Genomic DNA, 25,370 nt, shown 5'->3' with positions numbered 1-25,370 from the left:
TGACATCACTGCTACTTTTTTGTCAGAAAAGCTAACATTGTTTTTTTATGCGTTGCACAACACAATAAAAATGGCACTTTCTCGGCTATTTTTACTAAATAGAGAATCACATTCTTCCGATAGTAAAAATAATGGCCATCTTTTTTTGAAAAAGCAGTGCATCTATCACTGAACCATTTGCTTTTCTTCTTTATATACTATTGATGTAGAGAGTTGCGAGATTCTACAAATTTTCATTTGAGAGGATGGGACAAGCAATCATGAAGCGCATCATCGGGTGTCTGATTCTTATATTTATGCTAATCGGTAGCATTCATTCAGAAGCTGTTGGATCACCAAATGAGCGTTCGACATGGCTATGGGATACACAAGAGATTGTGAAAAATCCTGACATCGTAATGAACTTCCTCGTGAAACAACGCGTAACACGCTTGTACTTACAAATTGACCAAGACGTTCCTTATTCAATTTATACGTCATTTTTAAGCAAAGCTGCGAAAACAGGAATTCAGGTGTATGCCTTAGACGGCGCTCCTCAATGGGCTCATGACCGGGACAGAATTGACGCTTTCTTTATTTGGCTCCAGGATTACCAGCAAAGTGCCGGTTTGACCGAACGCTTTAAAGGCGTTCACTTAGATATTGAACCATACACGCTTCCTGAATGGGAAAGCGACGTAGCAAAAAGCGTCGCCGATTATCAAACGGCGATTCAATACAGTGCCTTTTTATCAAAAAGCATGAACTTACCGTTTACTGTTGATATCCCCTCTTGGTATGACCGGGTGCCGTTTAAAAATCAGTTTGGCAATGATTTTCTTGCCAGATGGGTCATTAAATACACAGATGGGACAACCATTATGGCCTACCGCTCAAAAGCAGAAGGACCTGATGGCATTATTCAAATCTCCAAAACTGAAGTTGCATGGGCAGAGCAACTGAAGAAAAAGGTAGAAATCGCCGTAGAAACGAATCCTGCTATTGAAGCTAGCCTCTCCTTTGGCAGCTACCCGCTCTCAACAATGGAAACAGAAGTAAAACAAGTCATGAATCGTTTTAAAAACAGCGCTGGATTTTCAAATATGGCAATTCATTACTACAACACGTGGAAGCAGCTTGTAGAAAAATAACGTTTGAAAAAGCCGAGGAAAGCTATTTGCTTCTCTCGGCTTTGTTACATACGCTAGAACGCTCGATCAGTTGAAAGGACAGCTCATGGTCACACGAATTTTCTTTCTGTACAATTTGCTCAAAAAGCTGCGTGAACGCTTTTTGCCCCATTTCAAGGCCCGGGTGTTCAATCGTCGTAATGCCCAGTGCTCTTGAAATTGGATGATTATCAAATCCGATGATGGATAAATCCCGCGGAACATTCATGCCTAGCTGTTGGCTTTTCGTCATGATTCCTGCTGCAACTTGATCACTTGATACGAGGAGCGCCTCAGGGCGATCGGCCATTTTAAACAGCTTTTCGGCTACTGCTTCTCCGTCCTCAATCGTCAAGCACCCGTAAAAGATCCAGTCTTCACGCTCATTTATGTCAACTTGTTGAAGCATGTCTTGATAGGCTTTTCTTCTTTTCTTACTATTTTCGCTGTTTGGACGCGCTAGGCAGCACCCGATCGAGGTATGGCCTTTCGAAATAAAATACTCCATTCCTAGCTTAAATCCGTCGTAATGGTTAATGTATACAGAGGATACGATACGATTCGTTGCCTCTTCACACATCACAATGGGACCAAATCGTTCGTAAGACTCAATAATGTTCCAATCGCTCTCTCGTGAACAAATAACGAGACCATCCACTTGCTTGACCTTCAGCATCTCAAGCGCTTCCTTCTCCTTGTCAACTTGGTAATTAGTTTGACAAATGACGAGCTTGTAGCCATGAATTAGGGCCTCTTTCGCAAGCCCCTCTACAATTTGATTGTAGTAAGGGTGATTGACGTACGGAAGAATCACGCCAATCATATATGTTTGTCCTTTTACTAAATGAACCGCGTTAATATTTTTCGTATATTGAAGCTCTTCAATCACTCGCTTTACAGCCAGTCGCTTTTCATCGCTTACATATGGGTGATCATTTAATACACGCGAAACCGTCGTTACGGATACGCCTGCTCTCTCTGCAATTGTTCGAATATTACTCATTGATCTCACCTTAGCTTTTATACAGTCTATAATCGTCCTAATTTATTATACGCTTCCTCTGCTAACTTTTCTTACAAATCACCTGTTCTCATTGGAAAAATAGGAAAAAAAGCTTAAATTCGATTGTTTTTTCAGAAATCACTTGCCCTGAAATGCTTTTCATACATTAGAGTGAAGGCAAGCGAAAAAGACCTCTACGGGCGTGACGCATAAAGCGGCGTTACCGTAGAAGCCTTTCCTTGCTTTATTTTGTTGGAAAACCAATATTGCTGTAGGCTTTTTTCATGATATCATACGATTTTTTTAATCGTTCGTGATAAAACGGCTCTTCCCACTGCTTCCAATCATATTTCCACATTTGCCCTTGCTTATTGATCGTACTCGACGTCAGGTTTCCTTTTTGATCGTAGTTTACAATCCCAAAGTTAATCGATTTGGTCGTACTTTTCGCCTCTAATGCTTTGTACATATCCTTTACCTTCCACATATCACCCATAATTTCATGAGTGCTCGGATCTTTTACGTTTAACAGCTGCCATGGAATACGAGCCTCTACGACCGTTCCCTTTACCGCAAAATCCGTGAGCGAATTATAATTTTTAGCACTTGGATTTCCGTTCCCTATTTTCAATTTACCTGTCTCATAGTCTTCAAACGGTACGGTTTTGCGCCCTTTAAACTCGAGCTCACGGTTTAGCACAAGACGCATTGGATGATACGTTCCGTTGTTCTTTTTAGAAGCATACGGAACTTCGTCAATCATCTGTAGCTGATGACCGTATTGAAAATAAAACGTATCATAATAGCTATCTACTAACATTCGAGAAGTCGAGCTGTCTTTTAAGTCCATTAAAAAGTCGATGCTTGCTGTTGTTTTAAAGGATGGCACTTTTGGAAGCGTTGACTGCCCCTGATTGCCAAATGTGTCAAACGCCACATACGTGTTAATATGCTTTGGATCAACCGGCTCTTTATAATCCATTTTCAAATACAAATATGCTTCGTCACTAGCCATTGTTACTTTTTTAAGCGGACTATCCGGCTGTGTAACGGTATAAATTGTCTTATCCTTTCGCTTTTCCCAGTCCAAATCGTTTCCATCTACATAGATGGTCTGTGATTCTAAGCCTGGGTCAAAGCTCAGCAATCCAAAATGCTGTTCGTTTGTTTGGAGATTCGACCAATACGGTCGTCGATCTTTATTATCATACTCCATCGTGTTCCACGTACGCTTAAACCACTCATCTTGCCACGTGAACACCATTCCACCAGCCATCTTCTCATTTACAATGTCTTTGAACAGATTTGTATTAATGGTCCCCTGCTCCTGCTCTGAGAGAAAGCCTTGGTTCATGCCGTATACGTTTCTGTGCGTCATTCCACGTGATCCTGGAACCCCGAACTCCGCTACGACAATCGGCATGCGGTGTGCAGCCTTCATATCATTTAAATAGCCTGCATAGTTATTTTTCTTTCCGTCCTTGTCCTTGTATTTTAAGTACTTTGGTTCAAAGTTCAAAAAGTCTGGATAGTACGGATAAAAATGATAAGATGCAAACATCCCTGCGTAAAAGCTCTTATTCGTATAAATATGATTTGGATCAACCGTTACTTTGTCTTCTTTATCTGACGGCTCAAACGGGTGCTTTAATAAATCTGTCGTTGGCCAGTCAACAAAGCTAATAGGCCTTTGCCACTTGTATTTCGTATCTTCATAGACTGCTAGCGTATTTAAATGACGAGCGATCCAATGCTCAAACGGACTCGCCTGTCTCGTATACACGTATTTTCCGTTAAAATCACTCAGCCCTTTGTTTGCCTTGTCGGTATCTACGACCACATCAGGGTCCCATTCAATTCCAATAATCCAACCAAGTAAATATTTTGAGACGTCTGCCCGGTACGTTCCGCTCGCATGACCCTTTACAGGTGTCACCTTGGCGTTGCCGTGTACAACGTCTACCATTCGTTTAATTTCGGTGTCAAATACGTCTGACACTTCCCGTTTAAAGGCGTTATGTGACTCCTTAAACGGCTCCTCATCCACCCAAACTCCTTGAAATAAGTAGAGCGGGTCTTTCGCCGTCGCATTATACTCAGCTAGCGCTTGATAGAAGCTCGGTGGATGAAGCGTATAAATTCGCAGTGTATTTGCATGCATGGCGCCCATTTGCTTAAACCAGCGCATATATTCCGCCTTCGTAATGGCTACTTCTCCAGGATAATGCCCGGGCTTTCCAAGACCTAAGTTAATTCCTTTAATTAAGAGATCCTGCCATTTTCCATCCTTGTATATTTGCAAATAGCTTTTTCCAACACGGCCGTTCATCGTAACTTCATTTACTTTAGTCGTTTGTACACTCGATTTCTCTGTTTTATATGGAAGGTCCTTCAAGATGCGCTGTGTCATAGGGATGTACGTCTGCCAATAAAAGTTGCTATCCTTTTTCCGAACGTAAGAAAGCACCTTTTCTAGTAGAGGAATGCCTTTTGCTTGATAAAAACTAGGAATTTCTTCATTATCCGCGTAATCACCCGCAAAATAATAGGTCTGAAAGCGTTTTGTTTGGTGATGAACAACCGCTGGAAATGTGAGCGGAACACCTTCATTTTTTAACAGACGTTTGGTTTCGTCATCTACCTGAAGCTGATAGTTTGCTAGAACCTCGTTTTTGTCGAGTGGACTGACAATATCAAACCAATAGCGATATTTCGATGTGGAGGATAACCCTAGCTGTTTATCGCCCTCCTTTGTGAATGAAAAAAGCAAGTCACCTTTCAAATGGCCCTCTGGAATGACGACTAGACGCTCTTCCGCATTCACAAGCACAATACCTACGCCTGCAAACGTCCATTTCTTCTTTGTTTGCTTTTCATAGTTTTCTCTCATCCAAACGGGAACTTCGTCATTGCTCAAATCTTTAAAATAACGTCCCGTCCAGCCAGACCATTTTAAATTAAGCAGATCATACATTTGCTCACGAACTTCTGGTTTTGTCGGACTTGCAAAGGAGTTAAACTCTGAAATGAACGTTCCGCCTTTTTCAAACAAATGATTGGAAATAGCATCAGCTTCTTCTGCCGTTAGCCCACCATAAAGCTGCTCGGATTTACGGCCATCGTGCTTTGTATGAGGTAAATCAGCTTGATACACACCGTACGTATCTGCAAGATAGATTAAATCACGTTTCTTTTTTAGCCCCCCGACGATGTCGTCCTCCTGAAAGCTGGAACCCATCGGCTTGATTCCCTCATAGTCTTTTTTAGGTGTATAAAATTGATCATTATCCTTCACATACTTTTCGTAGTTAAATAACCATGTTAAGCCTTTATGTTCACGATACGATGTCGTCGGCACCGTTTTGTCGATTAGCATCACGCTTAATGGTTTTTTCGCCTGTAGCTGCCACCATGCAAATGGCAACAGAACGAAAAACAAAAGTAAAACGGCAATCCACCTTGAAACATTCATTTTCATTTCCCTTTTCCTCCCAATGTTCACACGCCCGAAATAACAGAGTAAAAAGACCTACTAATTTAACATAATAAGGTAATAAACAGCCCCAAAAACATTTACGATTGCTCCAAAAGGAGGAATCAATTATATTACAATTAGAATATCAGGAAAATTACACTAAATAAAGAAGGTAGTGGAAAAAATATGAAGTTAGGCTCACCCTTTAAAAAACGGAAGGCATCTGTCACTATTCATGTACAACAAGAAAAGATTGCTCAACCGATTGCACTAGAAAATCACGCACTTGAAGGTCTGTTACGTTTTATGAAATTGGATCAATCACATATCGAGGCGCTCCGCGAGCTGCACCCGATCATTATGTCCAAAGCAGAAGATGTTGTTCAAGCAATGCTTGAGACATTGTATCAATATCCTCGCATGAAGAAAATTGCGGAAGATCATTCATCTAAAGAACGCCTCACGGCTGTTTTTATTCAATATTTTGATACGTTATTTCAAGGGAATATTGACGAAGAATACATTCGTTCGAGACAGCGAATTGGTCAAACTCATAACGGCACAACTTTGCCCATTGACTGGTTTTTAGCGACCTATCAGCTTGTATATACGCATCTTATTCCACTTCTCGTTCAAACATACCACCAGGAGCCGGAGAAGCTCACTCGTTATCTATTGGCTATTACAGGACTTACTAATTTTGATGCACAGCTCGTGTCAAAAGAATATTTAGCATCTCGTATTCAACGTATTGAACAGCTCTACGCAGAACAAAGTGCGGTACAGCGTGAGCTCCAGGAAGTTAGCGAGCGTTTGGCGGCATCCGCTCAACAAACGGAGCATTCGACTCTACATACCAATGAACGAGCGCATAAAGTGATGAAAGATTTGGAAATTACGATGAAAAGTAGCCAAAATCTTCATCACTTAACAAAGCACAGCTTAGAAAAAATCATCAGTGCCGGCTCAAAAATGACCAATTTACAGGGAGATGTGACAAGCCTCTCCAAACAAGTCAATGATCTCGCAACCATTTTATCGAAAGTTATGGACATGTCCAAAGATATCGAAACGATTGCCAACCAAACGAACCTTCTCGCACTAAATGCTTCTATTGAAGCCGCAAGAGCAGGCGAGCACGGACGTGGTTTCTCAGTAGTTGCAGATGAGGTACGAAAGCTCGCTGAACAAACGAAGGAAACGAACAATATGATTAATGAACTCGTGGGCGCAACGTCCTCTAGTATGGAGGAAATTGTAACAAAACTTAACACAATGGTTGGCACAACAAAGGAAACCTTTAGTGTCGTTGATGAAGTAAAGGCGGGACTAAACGCAACAAGCTTTGAAACCGAGAACTACATGACAATGTTTGAGGCAAATCGCCGTGACCTTGATACGATCGTCACATCCATTGAAGAAGTGGCCGCCACAACGAATAATTTATTAACACTCGCAGAGCAGTTAAACAGAAGTACAGAGGAATGATACGAAAAAAACGGACTCCATCGGAAAGGAGTCCGTTTTTTTGTCTATATATGGTTCATTTATGTCAAAATTATTTCTCCATTTTCATATAAAAACCCCCACTTGCGATGGCTAATAGATCGCAAGAAGAGGTTGGGATCACAAGATAATGGGATGCTACCTCTTCTCATCTATCAAGCGCAAACGCTTGTTGGAAGTGGCACGGTGCTCATTGGAGTCCGTTGCCGAGACGTCATAGGACCAGTTCCCTCAGTCTCTCTGGATAAGAAGTTTGTCGAAATTTGTTGTTTGTTAAGATATTTATTAATTTACACCTTTGTTACAGTGTTGTCAACAGCTTTTCAAACAACTTGTTTTATTCTGATAATATGAAATCGGTACCATCCTTATGACTATAGGCATTCATAAAAGTAGAAACTTTTTTTACGAAACTGGAATTTCCAAGTGAGAATCGTCGTTGCAAGTAACCATTTCCCACTCTCCCTCTTTATACGTAAAGCTTGTAACCGCCGTATTTTTTAACCGCAATATCCCCGTACCGCTTTCACCTTTTGTCACAAAATGAATAAAGCTATTAATCGCTGCCCCGTGACTTACGACTAATACATGCTCTTCTTTCGCTTCTTCCATGATGTCTCTGAGCTGTTCAGCCATGCGGCTTTGCATTTCTTCTAATGGTTCAATTCCGTGCACTGAATCCTCGCCCCAGTTTGTCCAACAGTTTGGAAGCAGCTCATCTAGCTTTACTACCTCAATGCCTTCCATTTCACCAAAGCAGCGCTCGCGAAGACGTTCAAACATTTGAACGTCTGTGATGCCTTTTTTCGCTCCAACTGTACGAGCCGTTTCAACCGCGCGTTCAAGATCACTTGCGTAAATACGGTCGAGCCTAATATCCTTAAATTTCTCCGCAAGCTGCTTCGCTTGGCGCTTTCCTTGTTCATTTAACGGTATATTTGTATGCCCTTGTAACAGCTTTTGTTTATTCCAATCTGTTTCTCCGTGCCTTACTAGATATAGCATAGAACTCTCTCCTTTTGTTCGGAATATGATCTATTATAACACCACAAAAATAACGTTGCCGTGTGGCAACGTTATTTTTTATCCGTTAGAAATTGGTAAGCCGCGGCATCAACAGTTGGACTTTCGTGAAGATTAAAATGATTAACCGCAAACCATTTGAGTTCTAAATTCGGGATGTATTTCTTTAAATACCATGCGCTTGCCACAGAAACCGTTCCATCACCGAGGTGGTCATTAACAGGTGAACCCGGTTCCTTTGGCTTCTCATCCACCACGTTTCCTGCAATGGCTAACATTTTCGTGGAGATTTTGTTGAATGCTGAAGGATCTTTGTACATATGTTCAAGTGCAGGTGAACCTGTCTGAAGATCAACGGCCGCTTCTGAATATTTCTTCTCAGCTGCTTTTGGGTATTGCTCGATTAAGCGACTCATCTCAATCCCCTTCATCGGCGATCCCATTGTGACCATGCGATCAACTTTTGGTGTCCCTTTCTCATCTTCGTAGTTCATTAAATAGTTCATCATCGCTAAGCCACCCATACTATGAGCGATCACGTTCACGTGATCATTCCCGTACGTGGCTTTTACTTTCTTCAGTACTTCTTTCATCCATAAGCCTTGATCTTTGATACTTGCTGTATTGTTCTCAAAAATCACCTGGATCATCGGCGCACCGTTACCAGTTAGAGTGATAGGCTTCTCACACGTCACGTTTCCATGGGCATCAACTCGACACGTTCCTTCTCGTCTTCCCCACTTCTTCTTTTCAAATCGTTCGATCATCGTATCCATCGATCGTGCCTGACCGCGGAATCCATGGACAAATACAATGGGTTTTTGATCTTTTTTCGCTGCTTCTTTTGCATTTTTCTTTTCGCCAATAAAGAAAATCAATACAACAATCACAATAATGGCGAACAAAATTCCTAACCATACCTTCACTTATCGTCACTCCTGTGTATCATTCATGATGAAATTTGTTTCTGAGAATATGTTCGGTTAGTAATACCCTCTTTATTATGTTTCTACACCTTTTAAGTTCATAAAGAAAAGCGAACACGGTTGTGTTCGCTTACGCAAGCTGACGCTGTTTCGTTTCTTCTCCTAAAAAAATAACGGAAAGAACACCAACAACAATCGCGATACAAAAAATCATAAAGATCGTGGGAATTGCAACTCCCTTTGTAACAAGTGAACCAATGAGTAATGGACCTAAAACTCCACCAATTCGCCCAAACGAAGCGGCCATTCCAGCACCAGTGCTTCGAATTTCAGTTGGATATTGCTCTGGTGTATACGCATATAACGCGCCCCAAGCCCCGAGATTGAAGAAAGAAAGCAGCGCTCCACACACAATTAAGAGTGTTAACGACTCTGCGGTACCGAAGAAATAGGCACTAAGCGCCGTACCGAGAAGATACGTAACAAGTACAAATTTTCGACCCATTCGCTCGATTAGCCACGCCGCACTGAAATAACCAGGAAGCTGAGCCAGCGTCATAATGACGACGTACTCAAAGCTTTTTATCATGCTAAATCCTTTCATCACCATGACACTCGGCAACCATAAAAACATGCCGTAGTAAGAGAATACGACGCAAAACCATAAAATCCACAGCATAACCGTGCGTTTTGTGTAACCTTTTGCGAAAACCGCTCGCATGTTTTGAAGAACGGATACCTTTTTCACCGCCTTGACCTTTTCAAAGCGCGGTGAATCTGGCAGCTTAAAGCGTAAGACGAGTGAATAAAGAGCCGGTATAGCACTAATTAGCAGCGCACTTTCCCATCCGTACGATGGAATGACGAAAAAGGAAATAAGTGCTCCAATTAACCATCCACCAGCCCAAAAGCTTTCTAATAGTACGACAATACGACCTCGCTCGTGAGCAGCTACACTTTCAGATACGAGCGTAGAGGCAACAGGAAGCTCTCCTCCAAGCCCCATCCCAATTAAGAACCGTAAGACGAGAAATAATGAGAGCGTTGTTGTGAATGCGGATAGTCCGCTTCCGATTGAAAAAAGCAAAATCGTGATCATAAAAACATTTTTGCGCCCGATTTTATCTGCTAAAAGCCCAAAGACAAGTGCCCCTACAGCCATTCCAATTGAGTTCACGCTTCCGATCCAGCCCATCTGTTGAGGCGTTAATCCCCAATCTTTTTGAAGTGCCACAATAATAAAGGACAAAATGCCGACATCCATCGCATCAAACATCCATCCTGTTCCGGCAATGGTTAAAAGCTTTCGTTTAGAAACTGTTGTATTTTCCATTGTAAACCCCCATGCAATACATGTGTAAACTTAATACCTTTACATTATAATTGTCAGATGTTTTAAATGGCAATATATTTTTTACATATGTAAAGACACTCTACATGTTTACAATCCTATTCAAACAAAGAATAAATTGGCAAAAAGGAATTTTAATATCCCCCTTTTGTCGCCCTTGTTATAGATGTTACAATGGCACCCTGTTGTCAATAGAGAGGACACATCGTCTTCTATTGATAGAAGGAAAAGGCATGATAAATAAAAGAAAGGATGAGTCATATGCATATCGGAAGCAAAGGATGGTACGTAAAAGAATTAAAAAAATTAGGTGTTCGCCGCTTTGAAGAGAAACGTTTGGAAAGCTACAAATCACACTTCTTAGCAAACCTATTAGCTGAACGTCAAAAATAAGACGCCATCACCTCAAATAGACGGTCGGACAAATAAAGTTATTCCCTCTTCCTTTTGTAGAAGGAAGTCGATTCTTCTTTTTCCATCGTCATTTGGTGCTTCGACAAAAATCCCCCAAGCTGCTAGTGGCAGACTGGGGGATTTTTTATGAAATAATTTGCAGATGCTTAAGCGCAAATGGAATACCGTTCTCCTCTGACGTTTTCGTCACAAAATCGGCCGCTTCCTTAAGTTGTTCACTTCCATTTCCCATCGCGACGCCGAATCCAGCTAATTGAAGCATATCAATGTCATTGTCACCATCTCCAAACGCGATGGCCTGTGAAGGTGTAAACCCAAAATGCTGTAGTACCTTTTTGATTGCTAGCGATTTCGATACATCCTCGTCTAGCACGTTTACGATATAAGGGTGCCACCTCTTGAAAGTAAGCTGGGGAAATTTCCTCTCATAGCCTAGCACCGCTTCCTTATCCGCAAACAGACAAAGCAAATAGACCTCCTCCTCTAACGTAAACGTATTCCTTGGATACTCAGCTAACGACAACGTTTCACCCAGCGCGGATAAAATGGTATCATTCTGCACCCCGTTCATAGCAAAATCCTCTGTATAAAAGGACAAGCCGTGTTGCTTGGACGCCGCATACGCTACGACTTCCTTCACTACTTCGGAACGCATCGGTACTTTATGAATAATGATTTCCCCGTGCTTAACGTAGCCTCCATTTGCCGTAATAAATGTTTCAATGCCTAGTTTTTTTAATTCTTCGCACATTGATAAAGGCCGTCCCGTTGCGGCAACCACTTCGATTCCCTTCTCTTTTAATGCGCGAATCGCCTGCTTTGTTTCACTTGAAATAAGACCTGTTTTATAATCAGTAAGCGTTCCGTCTACATCAAAAAATGCAATTTTATAGGTCATGTTAGATCCTCTCCTCTTTTCCATTATAAAGCTATCTTTTTTTCATAATCTATATAAAATGGTAATAAAAGGTTTACTTTATAGAGGAGGAGAGTCCCTATCCCTATTTTAATGGCGCTGTTGTTTTTCGGAGGCATTATGTCCATTGCTTATCAAAACGTTTGGTGGTCACTCGCTATCGCTACAATCTTCGTGTTGATCGTACTGTTTAACAAAGCGAATCAATTTTTATCGTCCCTTCTTCTGTCTTTTTTGCTAGGTTTTCTATGCTTTACCCTCTGCAATGTTTGGGTGGACAATCTCGCGCTTTCAAACGAAATGACGATTCTTCTTAAACGTCTCATGCTCTTTTGGGTAATTGTTCTGCCCGTCTGTCAGCAACGCTTTTTTAAGAAACCAGTGAGCTGGTACAATCATAAACCTAATTGGAACGAACCGATGGTTATTGGAAAACACAAGATTCACACACGCCTCTTCTTACTGATCGGCGTGCTCTCAAATAGCATCGTTTACTTCTTTTTTATTGTTCAGCAGGATCGATCTCTTTTCCTCTCCCTTCTCTGGTTCTGCATCGCTTTTTCATTAATCAATGCGGTGTTTGAAGAAGTTATTTGGCGAGGTGTGATGCTGTCTGCACTTCAACATGTCTCCTCTCTTCCCTATGCCATTATTCTAACGAGCGTTGGCTTTGGATTGCTGCACCTCTCGATTGGATTTCCACTTCTCCTCAGCCTCCTTATTTCAGGAGCCGGCATCATTTATGCGGTTCTCACGATTAAAACGAACAGCATCTACCCCGCCATCGCTTTTCACCTCGTCATCAACATCGGCATGGTGTACAGTGGCTTTATTATTGAATGAGGAAGCGTGGTCTCCTTTCATCGGAAGCGACCACGATTTCTCTGTCTGTTATCGGCATTTCGCTCATCCTCCGCGGCTCGCAGAACTTCTATTGATCTCTTTTCCTCCGTTTATCGAACACTTTTTCTCGCCTATCGTTCAATTTGACTCCGCTATCGAATACTTTTCTCCGTTTATCGCTCATTTTCACTCCTCTATCGATATTTCGCTTACTCCACATGACACAAAAAAACTCAACCGCAATTGGGTTGAGTTTTTGTACCTTCTTATATAAGTGGGACTTATAGCATTAACGATCCTTCAGAAATCATTGCGATAATGTGGACGAGAGACATTCCCTTTGCCGAAAGTTGTTTGGTAAGAAGCTTCAGCTGATTTTCATCTAGCTTTTTCAGCAATGGCTGTAGCTCGAGCACTTCTTTTTCGAGCCCTTCAATTTGTGCCTGAATTTGGTTCACTTTTTCTAATACGTTTCCTTCCGCAATCGTATCATCATCAAACATTTCGAGCTGTTTGCGGATTTCCTTTAGCGTCATGTGCTGTTGCTTGTAGTGCTCAATCAGCTTCAGACGCTCTAATGAATGTTCAGGATAGGAACGAAATTTTGACGTTGTTTCTGCTGTTTTGAGGAGACCAATTTGTGTATAGTAATCAATGGTACGCTTTGATACATCACTAAGTTTGGCTAACTGCCCAATTCGGTACATCTCTTCACCTTCTTACTACCGTTTTACTATTCATTACTATAACATATAATGTTCCTGTTATCTTTACTTCCTTTTTTTACAGTTTTGTTAAACTTCTTTTTACAAATAAAAATCCCCTTCCGAAAGAAAAGGGGATTTTTGGTCGGTAAACTATGTGGTGCGCAAGATGGTTTTACCCTTCTTATCTTTTACGGTCGTTGACCATAATAATGCTTCAGCTGCATGAATCGCATCTTCTGCCTGCTGAAAGACTCCGTGCTTTTCAAGTCGATCCACAAAGCCCGTTCGGTGCAGTAGTTCTCTTGGCTGATCCTGCAATCCAGCTAAATAAATACGGCCACCCTGTTTTTCAATTCGACTCATTAGCGTAGATAGCGTTGCTTCTCCTGATGTATCAAGATACGTCACGTTTTCCATATCTAAAATAACAATTTTCGTTTTTTTATGATACGCATTCAGCACCGTTTCTTCTAATACGTCCGTAGCACCGAAAAATAAAGCCCCTTCTACTTTACACATGCTAATAGGGGATTCAGCATGATCGTGCTTCAGCTTTGTACTAATCGCACTTGGAACGACTTTTTGAATATGAAGAGAAGCGCTCATCTTGCGGATGAACAGAACAAATGCTAGCAATAACCCTGCTCCGACAGCAATCGTTAAATCAGCAAACACCGTTAGTAAAAATGTAACGAGTAAAATCGCAGAGTCTGCGGTCTTTGTTTTGACGACGTGTGCAAACTCTTTTCGTTCACTCATATTCCATGCTACAACCATTAAAATCGGAGCCATACTTGCTAGTGGAATATTAGAAGCGTACGGAGCGAGCGCTAACAAAACAATTAGGACGACGACTCCGTGCACAATGCCTGATACAGGTGAAACCGCCCCGCTTCGAATATTCGTCGCTGTTCTTGCAATCGCACCCGTTGCAGCAATTCCTCCAAATAGCGGAGCCGCCATGTTTGCTACCCCTTGACCAATCAGCTCTTTGTTGCCGTGATGCTTTGAACCATCTCCTTTTAGATTGTCCGCTACGACAGCTGAAAGCAGGGATTCAATTCCCCCTAATAAAGCAATCACGACCGCTGACGGAAAGAGTAGAACGATCTTGTCCATTGTCAGCTCAGGAAATTGAAAGCTTGGTAGCTTATTCGGAATATCTCCATACGCTGATCCAATCGTTGCAATTTCTCCTTTGAAAAAGAGAACGCCTACAACAGTGGAAATGAGAAGTCCAAGAAGTGGAGGCGGTACTTTTGGGAGCACCTTTGGCGTCACGAGTAATACAACTAAACATGTGATCGCAACAACTAGGCTTGATAAGCTAATCGTATTAAACCTCATGACAATTTCACGCATATTTAAAATAAACTCCTGATGCCGCTCCACATTTTTCAACCCGAAGAAATTGGCGATTTGTCCTGAAAAGATAATCACCGCAATTCCTGCTGTAAATCCGATGATAACGGGTTTTGGGATAAACTTCATTAAGTTTCCGAGCTTTAACAGCCCCATAATCACCAGTAAAATACCGGCCATAAATCCTGCAATCAGTAGGTTTTCAAAGCCAAACTGCATCACAATTCCAAATAGTATCGGCACAAAAGCACCTGTTGGACCGCCAATTTGATATTTCGATCCACCTAAAAGCGAAATGAGAATACCAGCAATGATCACTGTATAAATCCCATTTTCCGGTCTTACACCAGATGCAATAGCAAAGGCCATCCCGAGTGGAATTGCAACAATTCCGACAATTAATCCTGCAATTAAGTCTTTTTGAAGCTTTGCTGTATTATAGCCCTGAAACCTACCAGTCGTTTTAATAACGCATCCCCTCCACTCGTTGAGATTCGTCCACATTTCCGTAACCGTTTACGATTACGTCAAGCTTGCCCGTTTTCGGATGAATCACCATTCCATGAACAGGAACATCGTTCGGTAACAGCGGATGTGACTGAATCACCTCGACGCTTGATTGGACGCTTTCTTTTACGCAATCAAATCCTGTGAGCCATGTTTTCAGATCGATTCCTGCATTCAGTAACGTATTAATTTGCTCATTAGGGATGCCTTGCTGTTTCGTTTTTTCTAAAAAACCCTCTGCTTGTAAACTGCCCATTCCACATTCATGGTGACCAATGACACAAATTTCTTCAGCGTTTAATTCATAAAAAGCGACAAGTATACTCCTCATCACGCTGTCAAAAGGATGAGAAACAATCGCACCTGCGTTTTTAATCAGCTTCACGTCACCGTTTTTAAGTCCCAATGCTTGTGGCAGTAGCTCAAGTAAACGCGTATCCATGCAGGTCAAAATAACAAGCTTCTTATTCGGAAATTTCGTCGTCGTAAATACCTCGTACCTTTTCTCAGCTGTAAACATTTCATTGTGCGCTAGAATTTCCTTCATTACACTCATTTGTTCCTCTCCCTTCATTACAGTAATATGTTAATATTATACACCGATACGTATTACTGTACGTTTAGGGAATTGTAAAGATCACGTAAAGAAAAATGGTTAAATATTCTTATAAAGGTATAAAGTAGCATTTTTAGCACCTTAATTTTCTGAAAAACCCGCCTCCATTTTAGGTCATGAGAATTATTTTGGAATATTTTGTATAAAAAGGAGCTGACGAGATTATTTCAGATCGATGCTCTGCGTTAATTTTTTTACTCTGTAAGGGATAAGACGTCTTCCAAGCTGTTCGTCAAGCAATAACGGGAGCGAAAGACGAAATTGTGGCAATCCCGTTAATATTTCAACAATCTAGTATTAAAGAGGTAGGATGCTTGTATATAATAAGAATAAGAATAGTGATAGGAGGATGACCTATGCTTGCAACTGCTGTTGGGCGTTTACGCTTTGTCGGAATTATTGAGGGAATCTCATATTTGTTGCTACTGGGGATTGCGATGCCGTTGAAATATATGTTTGATATTCCTCAGGCAGTATCTGTTGTTGGTGCTTTACACGGTTTATTTTTTGTTCTGTTTTTATTAGCTGTTGCTCATGTGACGTTCGTAAAAAAATGGTCGTTTGTGTCAGCTATCGGTGCAGTCGTAGCGTCCGTTATTCCATTTGGCACATTCGTGCTAGATGCAAAACTTCGCGATAACGATTGATACATAACAAAAAGACCCCTCGTTTATCAAAAACAAGGGGTCTTTTTGGAGGCCACTGAAAAAGTCCGTAAAGGATTGCGTTCATAACGGAGTCGGTTGATTTCCACGCCAGGTCGCTTCGCTTTCCGCGGGGCGTGCGGTGAGCCTCCTCGCTCCTCTGCGGGGTCTCACCTGTCACGCTAATCCCGCAGGAGTCTCGCACCTTGCGTTCCAAACAACCTAGAGCGACTGCATCAGTTAGAACGGCCAAGTTTCCATCCTGAAAGGAACTTGGCCTTTTTTTGCTTTAAAATGAAGAAAATCCATTTATTCAAAAGGGGGTTCCAATGATTCCGTTTCATTGACGTCAAGAGAACATACTGAACAAGCACCTTTTCAAAAAGGAGCATACTTTAAGAAGAAATCCAAGGAACGGTCTAAAATTCAAGGGAAGAATAGCGAATTAAAGCATAGACACGGGTATGATGTAGTCATCGGGTATCGTTGGCATGGAAATGCAAGCGGCAAGGGCCATTTTCACCGTCAACCTAAAAAGAATGTGAAAGCTAATGAAGGAAAACTCGGCAAAAAGAATGAATAAAAAGCTGGATCGATTCCAAAGAACGGAATGGATCCAGCTTTTTTGTCTTACGTTCTACTGATCATCTAAAAAATCCAAAGTTTTTCAGTGGCCTCGCCTTTTTACTATGATTTTTTCACAATATGCAGGCCTTCTTCACTCAGTGCATGATGAATTCCATGCTGAAGCGTTGAAAAACACGGAATATTGCTTAACAGGAAACCAGCACTTGTCATTTTCATGCTAAGCTCGGGAGATATCCCCACAAGGATCGCTTCCGTTCCTAGAAGTGATGTAGAGCGCACCAATTTTTGCAGAAGATCGATCGTAAATTCATTTACTCCGGAGATTCCTGTCAAATCAAGCAGCAAATAATTGGCTTTGTATTCAGGTAGATGAAAGAGCGTCTTAGACAGCAATTCTTCTGCACGTGACTCATCGTATTCTCCTAAAAGCGGGATGACGACAATGTTTTCAAGCACCGGAATAATGGGAGAAGAAATTTCTTTAATGATCTTTGATAGTTGTTCTGTTCGTTCCACCACGTACTTTTCGGATGCTTCAATTTCGGCTTGACGCTGCTCATTTACGAGTGAATGAATATTTTTTTGTGGGGTAATAGAAGAAGGGAAAAATTCAAATTCCGTATACGGATCACCCTTCACCTGACTTTTATTAACTTGGTACCACATAGACGTGCCGTACAAGCCGCTAAAAACGCCTGCCCAGTGCCCTGGTAAAAACGTGCCTTCTTTACCTTTTCCTTGAGCCATTGTCACCTTGTATTCCCAGCTATCTTGAATGCGTACCACTGCTCTTTTCTCGTCTTTTGATACGATGTTAATAGATGTCTTTCCCCATCCTGCTGTTAAATATGTATTAGGCAATGTCGACAGTATTTGCTCAAAATCGCCCATAGATTTTTGATAAAAGGCACTTACAATTTCGCCAGTTCGGTACCCTGCCGTTTCTAAGACGATGCTTGCAGCTTTTGATCCTGATACTTCTTCAATCGCATCAAAAAAGGTTTTAAAGGCGGTATTGACCCAGAATAAGACAACCTCATCTCCTTCAAATTTAAACGTGCCTTCTTCTAAATCCCAATCAAATGTAGATTCCTTAATTTTAATTGAATACTTTTCCTGTTCTACGTTCATGACGTTCTCTCCCTAACTCCGAGTCTTAGTGTGCTGCATGTACAAAATGTCCATCTATTCCTTTTCCATTCTTTCTTTATTATTAAACCTGTTTTTAAAATTAACACAAAAAAATTCAACTGGTAAAAAGCGTCTTGCTATTCGCAACACGCTTCTTACCATTCTATACGTGAGAGACAATACATTCCGCATCTCCGCTGATTGTAAATGAACCAAAGCCGGCGGGTAGTAAAACGTGATCACCTACTGAGAAGGCGTATTCCTTTTGGTTCTTCTCAATGTGGCCATTTCCTTTTAACACGCTGATTAATAAAAATGGCTCCTCCTGACAAAGGCTAGCGCTTCCTTTTACCATCCATTTGTGGACGGTAAAATAAGGAGATTGAACGAATGTCGTAACGTGTACACCATCTACCTGGTTCTTTAACATGGCAAGCTGAGACTCTACAAACGGTGTTGAAAGAACATCAAGTGATTGCGTGACGTGCAAAACACGCTTCTTTCCACCGTGATCCACTCGCTCATAATCGTATAACCGATAGGTGGCATCCGAGTTTTGTTGCGTTTCTAAAATCACAATGCCCTTCCCAATCGCATGAATAGTCCCACTCGGCACGTAATAAAAGTCCCCCTGTTTTACCGGAACTTTTCTTAAAATCTCTGTCCATCTCCCTTCACGAACCATCCATGAAAATTCTTCTTTCGTTTTAGGGTAATGCCCGTAGACGATTTCTGCTCCCTCTTCGCAGTGCACAACGTACCAACACTCGGTTTTACCACAGTCATTTTCGAACTGTTGTGCATATTCATCTGGGGGATGCACTTGAATGGATAAATCATCATTGGCATCCAATAGTTTCGTTAAAAGCGGAAACCGTCCTCCTTTTAGTTCACCAAACAGCTGACGTTCTTTTTCCCACAGTGCACCTAGCGTTTTTCCCTTATACACGCCTTCTTTTACGACGCTTTGACCATGTGGATGACCGGCAAAAGCCCAGCACTCGCCCGTTCTCTTATATGGTAAATCATATCCAAACGCCTTCAGCTTTTCTCCGCCCCAAATTCTCTCCTTAAACACTGGCTGAAAAAATAAGGGCTCGGTGCTCATATATTTACTTTTCCTTCCGATTGGATAAGCATAGCAGCCCCTATGACACCACTGTCCCGATCAAGAGATGCTTTTACGATCGTTAGTCGATCTGCCATTTGCGGGAATAAATATTCCTTCACCTTCATGGTTAGATACGGTAAAACAAGATGAGAAGATCCCATAACTCCACCACCAAGGATAAAAATATCGGGATCAAGCGTATGAGCAATATTTGCGATGCCAATGGCTAAATAATTCATGGATTCTTCTACGACTTCTTTCGCTTTTTCATCCCCCTCCTCCATAAGCCGAAATACTTCCTTCGCCCCTCCCGTAATGCCGTACCTTTCCTTTGCTACTCGACCAATTGCGGTTCCACTTGCATACGCTTCAAGAGATCCTCTGTTCATATATGCATGCTTGTAGCCATTTGGCTGTACAATCATATTTCCAATTTCACCTGCATAGCCAAACGAACCGTTATGAACATGACCATCTAAAACGAAACCACCTCCAACTCCTGTGCTGACCGTGACGTAAAAAACGCTTCTGTGGCTCTTTCCACTTCCGATGTGAGCTTCTGCTAGAGCTGCTACGTTCGCATCGTTATTGACGATTACCGGCACATCAAACTTTACGTTCACCATCTGTGCTAATTCAACATACTCCCACCCGGGCAGGTTTGATGGCCCGAGGATGATCCCCTTCACAGGATCAAGCGGTCCGGGAGCTCCAATTCCGATTCCCGCAATTGTCTTAGGTCCAATTACGTCTTTGATCATTTGAACAAGTTGCGTGATGATTTCTTCTGGTCCTCGCGCTGCGTCTGTTAACTCATGGACTTGGTGAACAATTTCCCCTTTATGATCAATAAGAGCTACGCGTATATTTGTTCCTCCTAAATCCACCCCAACCCGTAACGTCATATTCTTTCCCCCTGTTGCTTACAGAATCTCTTTCCTTATTGTTTAAGTTTATGGTCTTATCTCTTTTCGAGAAGTAATTAAAAAAAGCCTATGATAACTTTACAAAAAATTAAAAAATTTTGTGTCTATTTACCCTTATCTGAAAATTCCATCCTTGGTAGAGTTAAGAAGGATTTTCTAAAAAATTGAAAGGTGGCTTTTTATGCCCAAATTGTTTGTTCGAAAAGCATTTATTCTTCTTTTTTCTGCCGCAGCCCTCTTTACTGCTAGTGATGTAAATAGTACAGCCGCATCGTATGATTCAGAGACCGTCTTATTTGGTCCTGGCAAAACCGTCAATTTAGTTGATGCACTTATTACAGAGATTAATAGTGCTACCACAACCATTGATGCAGCGCTCTATGAAATACGCTATCAGCCATTTGTGGATGCGCTTATTCAAGCGAAAAATCGCGGTGTTAACATTCGCATCGTGACAGATTCAGACTACATAACAAATACGTTCACTCAGCAGCTCATAAGTGCGGGCATCTCCGTAAAAGGTGATAATCGCTCTGCTCTTATGCACAACAAGTACATTATTTTAGATGGACAAAAGGTATGGATGGGATCTACGAATACAACTGACACGTGCAATGCAAACAACTACAACAACACGGTTTTATGGAAGTCATCTTCTTTAGCATCCATTTATAAAACCGATTTTGACGAGATGTATGTGTACGGACAGTTCACTAAAACAGCGTCACCTTCTACTACAGGTGACCAAAAGGTAACCGTCACAACCGCAACAGGGTCCATTCCGGTCGAAGTATACTTCGCACCAGAAGATAATCCGGCAAGTGCAATCGTGAACGTCATTAACAGTGCAAAATACAACGTCTATTTTGATTACTTCTCATTTACAGATGATAATATTCGCCAAGCGCTTATTGCAGCGAAAAATCGTGGTGTAAACGTAGAGGGGATTTTTGATCAAAGTCAATATGGAAGTAACGGCCCTTACGGAGAACTTGCTTATCTAGCAAAAGAAGGCATTCCGGTGAGTATTGCTGATAACCCTTACGGAGGAAAACTTCACGACAAGGTGCTCATCGCTGACAAAGGATACACCTCTGCACAAGTTGTAACGGGATCATTCAATGCTAGTGCCAACGCAAACGACACAAACAGTGAAAATTTGATGGTCATTCATGATAAAGCAACGGCTGATCAATACTACAATGAATTTTTACGTATCAGAGGATCTTACGGGCGCGGTACTTCTTCCATTAGTACAACAGCAGTTCCAGTTGGAAGCACACAAACGATCAGCGTCACGCTGCGCGCACCGTCTACGTATCCGATTCAAAAGGTAAAACTGATGGCTCCACCAAAATGGCCAGACCCTACCGCAACAACGGTAACGGCAACGAAAAGCGATGGGACTAACCTTTCCAGTTCCCTTACATTCTCAGGGAATTACGTCTCCGCCAATACGGCTAATTTAGCAGGTAACCAAAGCATTACGTTCACATTCTCGAACTGGCTAGCACCAACCATTGCAGGAGACTATACGTGGTATGCTGAAACCGTCGCGAGCGGTGCAAGTGATCCTTACGACTATTTACCGGTCAATCTTCAGGCAGCTACGCTAACAGTGCAATAAAAACGAAAGAAGAGGCTCTATGGGAACAGAAACTGTTCCCATAGAGCCTCTTCCTTGATTACCGGTGCAAAAGATAAATAACGGTAGCAAGTGCGAGCGATCCTAAACCGCTAAGCCCTGCATAAAGCGCTATTTTAGATCGAACCGCTGCATAAGGAATGGTTTCCGCATGCACGTTGACCCTTTTACCCGGTTCACTTGTCCAAGTTTCTAATAACAAACCCGACACGATAATCCCAATAATGCCGAGAATAAGAAATACCTGTATACCAATCATATAGAATGATTGCAATGTATCCTCTCCCTGTTTATGGTTTATTCTATTTTACCACACTTCTCCTGTTACTTTCGACCTACTTGGTCTTATCACCTATCACTTTCCAATAAAAGGACATTTTTTCTTCTCTATAGTATGCGCTTTCTTCTTGTCCGTTTATGTGGTGAAAAAGCCTTTTTTCTCCGCTACTAACTGTTATTTATTCCCACATAAAAAAGACCCACTTAAACGTGAGTCTTTTACTCTTGATGCTGATATTTCCAGTGAGCTAACGCATAGTTGATGAAATCAAAGAAGTGAATGGAATCATAGTCAGCTTGTGATTGGAGCTGGAATTTCGAGAGACGTTGATGAAACTCTTTTGCCATTTGTTCATCGTGATTGTCTAAAAAGTACTGCGTACCAAGCGCATATACCGCTGATGATTCATACGAAACGGCTGGCTTTGGACGACGATCCTTCGTATACCGCCCGTAGAGCTTATGCTCATTGATCATTTCACTCTTCACCCATTGATAAAAAGCTTCGTTCCGCTCTCCAATCGACGTCAGCTGCAGCTCAATTAAGAACTGATCAATTAGGTTAACTTCTCCCTTATGTTCCTCTTTGAATGTATGCGTATCGTACGAGTAATACTCATGATAAAAGAGACTAGCGTGACGCTCACGAAATCTTGCATACACATCACTACTGTTCATCGCCGGATCTAACGTAGTCAGTAGATGAACGTATAGGTAGCTGAGATGTAGCGTATCCGCTCGCTGCTCGTGATGCCAATCATAAAAATCTACATAGCCCGCAGACGTCTTTTGCTTTTCTTGAATCGTTTGGAATAGTTTTAAAGCAGTTTCTCTGTAGATGGGTTTATGGAACGTCTCACTTGCTCGGAGAAGAACGTCAATTATTCGCAAATCATCTACGAGCGCATTCGTGGATACTCCTTTTGCGAGCTCCCATTTTAAAAAGGTATCGGAGCCTTTGCGGACAAGGAAATGATCCATCAGTACATCAAACTGCTGATGAAATCTTTTTTGATCCGCTCGTAACAGCAGATATTCCATGTAAAGACCGAGACTCTCGGACAGTAGTTTCACATCACCTTTTCGCCCGTAATCTCGGATGATTCCTTCTTTAGTCATATACTCACTTTCAATAATCGTAATTACATCCCGCTTAGGCGGCACGTAATGAAGAAAAGAAAACAGTAAAATAATGAACACGCCTCCTGCAATCAAAATGATCCCGTACTTGTTCACATTTGCTCCCCTTTGAACCTCCTCGTTTTGTCCCATTCAATCGTCTTGTTTCGAATTCGATTCCACACATACGAGTAAAGGCTTTTCACTAACAAAATTAAAAACAGCTGCGCATAGGTGAAATACATAATAACCCCTACAAAGATATTATAAGGCGAAGTCGTCCGATCAAGAACCATTCCCCCAAGAATTTGTAGTGAATACACAATATAGCTCATGAACCAAAACATTAGGAGCGGTGATGCAATGTCTGGGAGATCCATCCCGAACAAGCTCAGCACAAACCAAACGTTTGAAAACAATAAAAACACTGTGAAAAAAAGGTATGTCAGCAAATGCTGAAACGTATGGAAAAACGTTTTTCCACGCCAAAACTTTAGATTATAAAGGGATTTTTCAAGAATATAAATATTCCCAATCAGCCACCTCGTTCGCTGGCGGATAAATACTTTCATACTTTCAGGTTCCTGTTCCCACGTTCTTGCTTCTGGCACGACGGGAATGAGATAGCCCGCTGCCGTAATCCGCATCGTAAGCTCAGAATCCTCTGCAAGCGCATAAGGATCATACCCTCCCATCTCATCTAAAATCGAACGTCTAAGCAGCATATTTGTCCCTGCAAGCGTCCCAATTTTAAATAACAGCCAGCGCCCTGACTGCATGAGAAGTTGAAACACCTGAAATTCAATGGCAATCATGCGCGTCAACAGATTTTTGTTCGCATTCACCGTCTTCACATATCCAACCGCTCCTGCGGCCTTTGGTGTCGTTTCCGCCGTTTCTACGAGAATTTTAACGGCATCTTCCTCGGGCTGATTGTCTGCGTCATACACTAAAAAATAGTCCGATTCCGTAACGGATAGTCCGTAATTAAGTACGCGGGATTTCCCTTTTGGACTTCCTGGAGGAACCTTTACGTAATGAATTCGCTTGAATATTTGTTCGTACGAACGAACGATAGCGGCGGTTTCATCCTCTGATGCGTCGTCTAATACGTATATGTCCAATTGTCCAGGATAGTTCAACTGCGACATCGCATGCAGCGTATCGCTAATGACGACCCCTTCGTTATGAGCAGGAATTAAGATCGCTACCGATGGATAATGATCTAGTGACACCTTCTCTTTTTGCTTTATGCGGTGATACACGCCGGCAATCGCGAGCACCGAATAGTAGATGAGCAGAAGCCAGAAAAAGCTCATCACAATTAATAATGCAATCTTCATGCTTCATTCATCCTAACGTTAAAATCTTCAAATGCTGATTCTAAGGTGTCAATAGGCATAGACTGAATGGAAACAGCGGATGTTGAGAATTCCGTTTTCATCTTTTCCTTCATACGGTTAATGACGACTTGAGCACCTGATTCGTCTGTATTTTGCAGAAAAATTAGCAGCATTTGATCTTCGTATCTTGTAATGAGATCATAATTATCTCTTAGCATACCTAAGCAAATTTTCGTAGCTGTATAAAGCGTCGACTTGGACGTTTCATTTTGATGAGCGCTTTGAACTTTTAATAAATAGGAGCTTTCATTTCTTCTTTTCGTTCCTGTTATTAAAAGCTGAGCCTGACTCACAAATTCATTTTCTGATAATAAATTTGGAACATCTTCATATTTTTCTAAATTCTGCACCTGTGCTTCTAGCACATTCACTTTTTTAATTAATCGTTTCACATGGTAAAAAAGGATCCAAAGTAAAAGTAAGCTCGCTGTTAAGAACAGATGAAGTACAACAAACTGAGCTTGGATACCGCCTGTGAATCCGGCTTTATAGCAGTAAAAAGTAAGTGCAAAACCATAGCCTAGAACCATGACTAGCAACGCGATAAAACTTTTTGAACTATTAACGCTTAGCAGTACAAGTATGTATGCAAAGATCATAATATAGTTAATGACCGCTCGTTCTAACGGTAAATAAGTGATCGTAAGCAAGAAAATCAACATAAGCGCTACGACGATCCACAACGTAGAATTTCGTTTCATTTGACCATTCCCTTTATCTATTTTTT

The 25,370-nt window shown here is 41.6% G+C and carries 22 protein-coding genes, 2 pseudogenes and 1 riboswitch; of the genes and pseudogenes, 8 read left to right on the top strand and 16 right to left on the bottom strand.

Features of this window, described 5'->3' with window-relative positions; genetic code table 11:
* Positions 1–245: 245 nt before the first annotated feature.
* Positions 246–1,130 carry an amidase gene (locus tag IE339_RS04370; protein WP_242173870.1) on the top strand — a complete coding sequence of 295 codons (885 nt, stop codon included), beginning with the start codon at positions 246–248 and terminating at the stop codon, positions 1,128–1,130.
* 22 nt (positions 1,131–1,152) lie between these two features.
* Here the strand turns inward: IE339_RS04370 and IE339_RS04365 are convergent, their stop codons facing one another.
* A complete protein-coding gene (locus IE339_RS04365) occupies positions 1,153–2,151 on the bottom strand; it encodes a LacI family DNA-binding transcriptional regulator (RefSeq protein ID WP_242173869.1) in 999 nt (332 codons plus the stop codon).
* A gap of 244 nt (positions 2,152–2,395) precedes the next feature.
* Positions 2,396–5,629, bottom strand: coding sequence for a hypothetical protein (locus tag IE339_RS04360; RefSeq protein WP_242173867.1), 3,234 nt, complete (start codon positions 5,627–5,629; stop codon positions 2,396–2,398).
* A gap of 183 nt (positions 5,630–5,812) precedes the next feature.
* Here IE339_RS04360 and IE339_RS24785 point away from each other — a divergent pair.
* Both IE339_RS24785 and IE339_RS24780 read left to right on the top strand, forming a co-directional pair.
* Positions 5,813–6,349 (top strand): annotated as a pseudogene (locus tag IE339_RS24785) (protoglobin domain-containing protein); the annotation flags it as partial.
* 156 nt (positions 6,350–6,505) lie between these two features.
* Positions 6,506–7,114, top strand: a complete 609-nt coding sequence (locus IE339_RS24780; RefSeq protein WP_423809803.1) for a methyl-accepting chemotaxis protein — start codon at positions 6,506–6,508, stop codon at positions 7,112–7,114.
* 163 nt (positions 7,115–7,277) lie between these two features.
* Positions 7,278–7,383, bottom strand: a riboswitch (SAM riboswitch).
* A gap of 154 nt (positions 7,384–7,537) precedes the next feature.
* Here IE339_RS24780 and IE339_RS04345 read toward each other — a convergent pair.
* The 3 genes from IE339_RS04345 to IE339_RS04335 form a co-directional block, all read right to left on the bottom strand.
* Entirely contained in the window at positions 7,538–8,137 is a 600-nt protein-coding gene (locus tag IE339_RS04345; protein WP_242173864.1) for a histidine phosphatase family protein, read from the bottom strand.
* A gap of 71 nt (positions 8,138–8,208) precedes the next feature.
* Positions 8,209–9,081, bottom strand: coding sequence for an alpha/beta fold hydrolase (locus IE339_RS04340; protein WP_242173862.1), 873 nt, complete (start codon positions 9,079–9,081; stop codon positions 8,209–8,211).
* A gap of 130 nt (positions 9,082–9,211) precedes the next feature.
* Positions 9,212–10,414, bottom strand: a complete 1,203-nt coding sequence (locus IE339_RS04335; RefSeq protein ID WP_242173860.1) for an MFS transporter — start codon at positions 10,412–10,414, stop codon at positions 9,212–9,214.
* A gap of 279 nt (positions 10,415–10,693) precedes the next feature.
* Here IE339_RS04335 and IE339_RS04330 point away from each other — a divergent pair, with 279 nt between their 5' ends.
* Complete coding sequence (locus IE339_RS04330; protein ID WP_242173859.1) at positions 10,694–10,825, top strand: YflJ family protein; 132 nt, start codon at positions 10,694–10,696, stop codon at positions 10,823–10,825.
* 145 nt (positions 10,826–10,970) lie between these two features.
* Here the strand turns inward: IE339_RS04330 and IE339_RS04325 are convergent, their stop codons facing one another.
* Positions 10,971–11,744 carry a Cof-type HAD-IIB family hydrolase gene (locus tag IE339_RS04325; RefSeq protein ID WP_242173856.1) on the bottom strand — a complete coding sequence of 258 codons (774 nt, stop codon included), beginning with the start codon at positions 11,742–11,744 and terminating at the stop codon, positions 10,971–10,973.
* 138 nt (positions 11,745–11,882) lie between these two features.
* Between IE339_RS04325 and IE339_RS04320 the strand changes: the two genes are divergently transcribed.
* Positions 11,883–12,605, top strand: coding sequence for a CPBP family intramembrane glutamic endopeptidase (locus tag IE339_RS04320; RefSeq protein WP_242173853.1), 723 nt, complete (start codon positions 11,883–11,885; stop codon positions 12,603–12,605).
* A gap of 281 nt (positions 12,606–12,886) precedes the next feature.
* Here the strand turns inward: IE339_RS04320 and IE339_RS04315 are convergent, their stop codons facing one another.
* The 3 genes from IE339_RS04315 to IE339_RS04305 form a co-directional block, all read right to left on the bottom strand.
* Entirely contained in the window at positions 12,887–13,312 is a 426-nt protein-coding gene (locus IE339_RS04315; protein WP_242173851.1) for a MerR family transcriptional regulator, read from the bottom strand.
* 150 nt (positions 13,313–13,462) lie between these two features.
* Positions 13,463–15,142 carry a SulP family inorganic anion transporter gene (locus IE339_RS04310; protein WP_242176109.1) on the bottom strand — a complete coding sequence of 560 codons (1,680 nt, stop codon included), beginning with the start codon at positions 15,140–15,142 and terminating at the stop codon, positions 13,463–13,465.
* Positions 15,138–15,737: a beta-class carbonic anhydrase gene (locus IE339_RS04305; RefSeq protein WP_242173849.1), complete on the bottom strand. Its 600-nt coding sequence runs from the start codon at positions 15,735–15,737 to the stop codon at positions 15,138–15,140. The genes IE339_RS04310 and IE339_RS04305 overlap by 5 nt, the downstream gene beginning before the upstream one ends.
* A gap of 416 nt (positions 15,738–16,153) precedes the next feature.
* Here IE339_RS04305 and IE339_RS04300 point away from each other — a divergent pair, with 416 nt between their 5' ends.
* The gene (locus tag IE339_RS04300) at positions 16,154–16,444 is read left to right on the top strand and encodes a DUF3817 domain-containing protein (protein ID WP_053399527.1); all 291 of its coding nucleotides are present in this window, start codon (positions 16,154–16,156) and stop codon (positions 16,442–16,444) included.
* A 331-nt stretch (positions 16,445–16,775) separates the two neighbouring features.
* Positions 16,776–16,986: pseudogene (locus IE339_RS04295) on the top strand (IS5/IS1182 family transposase); the annotation flags it as partial.
* A 142-nt stretch (positions 16,987–17,128) separates the two neighbouring features.
* Here the strand turns inward: IE339_RS04295 and IE339_RS04290 are convergent.
* The 3 genes from IE339_RS04290 to IE339_RS04280 form a co-directional block, all read right to left on the bottom strand.
* On the bottom strand, positions 17,129–18,160 hold the full coding sequence (locus IE339_RS04290) for an STAS domain-containing protein (RefSeq protein ID WP_242173846.1): 1,032 nt from the start codon (positions 18,158–18,160) through the stop codon (positions 17,129–17,131).
* A 163-nt stretch (positions 18,161–18,323) separates the two neighbouring features.
* Positions 18,324–19,268: a mannose-6-phosphate isomerase, class I gene (manA, locus tag IE339_RS04285; RefSeq protein ID WP_242173844.1), complete on the bottom strand. Its 945-nt coding sequence runs from the start codon at positions 19,266–19,268 to the stop codon at positions 18,324–18,326.
* On the bottom strand, positions 19,265–20,176 hold the full coding sequence (locus IE339_RS04280) for an ROK family protein (RefSeq protein ID WP_242173842.1): 912 nt from the start codon (positions 20,174–20,176) through the stop codon (positions 19,265–19,267). The genes manA and IE339_RS04280 overlap by 4 nt, the downstream gene beginning before the upstream one ends.
* 202 nt (positions 20,177–20,378) lie before the next feature.
* Here IE339_RS04280 and IE339_RS04275 point away from each other — a divergent pair, with 202 nt between their 5' ends.
* Positions 20,379–21,824, top strand: a complete 1,446-nt coding sequence (locus tag IE339_RS04275; RefSeq protein ID WP_242173840.1) for a phospholipase D-like domain-containing protein — start codon at positions 20,379–20,381, stop codon at positions 21,822–21,824.
* 58 nt (positions 21,825–21,882) lie between these two features.
* Here the strand turns inward: IE339_RS04275 and IE339_RS04270 are convergent, their stop codons facing one another.
* The 4 genes from IE339_RS04270 to IE339_RS04255 form a co-directional block, all read right to left on the bottom strand.
* Positions 21,883–22,116 (bottom strand): hypothetical protein, encoded by a 234-nt coding sequence (locus IE339_RS04270; RefSeq protein WP_242173838.1) that lies wholly within the window; start codon positions 22,114–22,116, stop codon positions 21,883–21,885.
* A 224-nt stretch (positions 22,117–22,340) separates the two neighbouring features.
* Entirely contained in the window at positions 22,341–23,357 is a 1,017-nt protein-coding gene (locus tag IE339_RS04265) for a hypothetical protein (RefSeq protein ID WP_242173836.1), read from the bottom strand.
* Entirely contained in the window at positions 23,354–24,583 is a 1,230-nt protein-coding gene (locus tag IE339_RS04260) for a glycosyltransferase family 2 protein (RefSeq protein WP_242173834.1), read from the bottom strand. The genes IE339_RS04265 and IE339_RS04260 overlap by 4 nt, the downstream gene beginning before the upstream one ends.
* The gene (locus IE339_RS04255; RefSeq protein ID WP_242173832.1) at positions 24,580–25,344 is read right to left on the bottom strand and encodes a hypothetical protein; all 765 of its coding nucleotides are present in this window, start codon (positions 25,342–25,344) and stop codon (positions 24,580–24,582) included. Before IE339_RS04255 ends, IE339_RS04260 begins: the two co-directional genes overlap by 4 nt.
* Positions 25,345–25,370: the final 26 nt, after the last annotated feature.

It is taken from the genome of Priestia koreensis (assembly GCF_022646885.1).
GTDB classification, from domain to species: Bacteria; Bacillota; Bacilli; order Bacillales; family Bacillaceae_H; genus Bacillus_AG; species Bacillus_AG koreensis_A.
The sequence above is the reverse complement of the archived record's forward strand: the minus strand, read 5'-3'. Positions and strand labels throughout refer to the sequence as shown.

Coding starts and splice junctions, on each gene's coding strand:
- IE339_RS04370 (WP_242173870.1), top strand. CDS start 246: ATGGGACAAGCAATCATGAAGCGCATCATCGGGTGTCTGATTCTTATA.
- IE339_RS04365 (WP_242173869.1), bottom strand. CDS start 2,151: ATGAGTAATATTCGAACAATTGCAGAGAGAGCAGGCGTATCCGTAACG.
- IE339_RS04360 (WP_242173867.1), bottom strand. CDS start 5,629: ATGAAAATGAATGTTTCAAGGTGGATTGCCGTTTTACTTTTGTTTTTC.
- IE339_RS24780 (WP_423809803.1), top strand. CDS start 6,506: ATGAAAGATTTGGAAATTACGATGAAAAGTAGCCAAAATCTTCATCAC.
- IE339_RS04345 (WP_242173864.1), bottom strand. CDS start 8,137: ATGCTATATCTAGTAAGGCACGGAGAAACAGATTGGAATAAACAAAAG.
- IE339_RS04335 (WP_242173860.1), bottom strand. CDS start 10,414: ATGGAAAATACAACAGTTTCTAAACGAAAGCTTTTAACCATTGCCGGA.
- IE339_RS04330 (WP_242173859.1), top strand. CDS start 10,694: ATGCATATCGGAAGCAAAGGATGGTACGTAAAAGAATTAAAAAAATTA.
- IE339_RS04325 (WP_242173856.1), bottom strand. CDS start 11,744: ATGACCTATAAAATTGCATTTTTTGATGTAGACGGAACGCTTACTGAT.
- IE339_RS04320 (WP_242173853.1), top strand. CDS start 11,883: ATGTCCATTGCTTATCAAAACGTTTGGTGGTCACTCGCTATCGCTACA.
- IE339_RS04315 (WP_242173851.1), bottom strand. CDS start 13,312: ATGTACCGAATTGGGCAGTTAGCCAAACTTAGTGATGTATCAAAGCGT.
- IE339_RS04305 (WP_242173849.1), bottom strand. CDS start 15,737: ATGAGTGTAATGAAGGAAATTCTAGCGCACAATGAAATGTTTACAGCT.
- IE339_RS04300 (WP_053399527.1), top strand. CDS start 16,154: ATGCTTGCAACTGCTGTTGGGCGTTTACGCTTTGTCGGAATTATTGAG.
- IE339_RS04290 (WP_242173846.1), bottom strand. CDS start 18,160: ATGAACGTAGAACAGGAAAAGTATTCAATTAAAATTAAGGAATCTACA.
- manA (WP_242173844.1), bottom strand. CDS start 19,268: ATGAGCACCGAGCCCTTATTTTTTCAGCCAGTGTTTAAGGAGAGAATT.
- IE339_RS04280 (WP_242173842.1), bottom strand. CDS start 20,176: ATGACGTTACGGGTTGGGGTGGATTTAGGAGGAACAAATATACGCGTA.
- IE339_RS04275 (WP_242173840.1), top strand. CDS start 20,379: ATGCCCAAATTGTTTGTTCGAAAAGCATTTATTCTTCTTTTTTCTGCC.
- IE339_RS04260 (WP_242173834.1), bottom strand. CDS start 24,583: ATGAAGATTGCATTATTAATTGTGATGAGCTTTTTCTGGCTTCTGCTC.
- IE339_RS04255 (WP_242173832.1), bottom strand. CDS start 25,344: ATGAAACGAAATTCTACGTTGTGGATCGTCGTAGCGCTTATGTTGATT.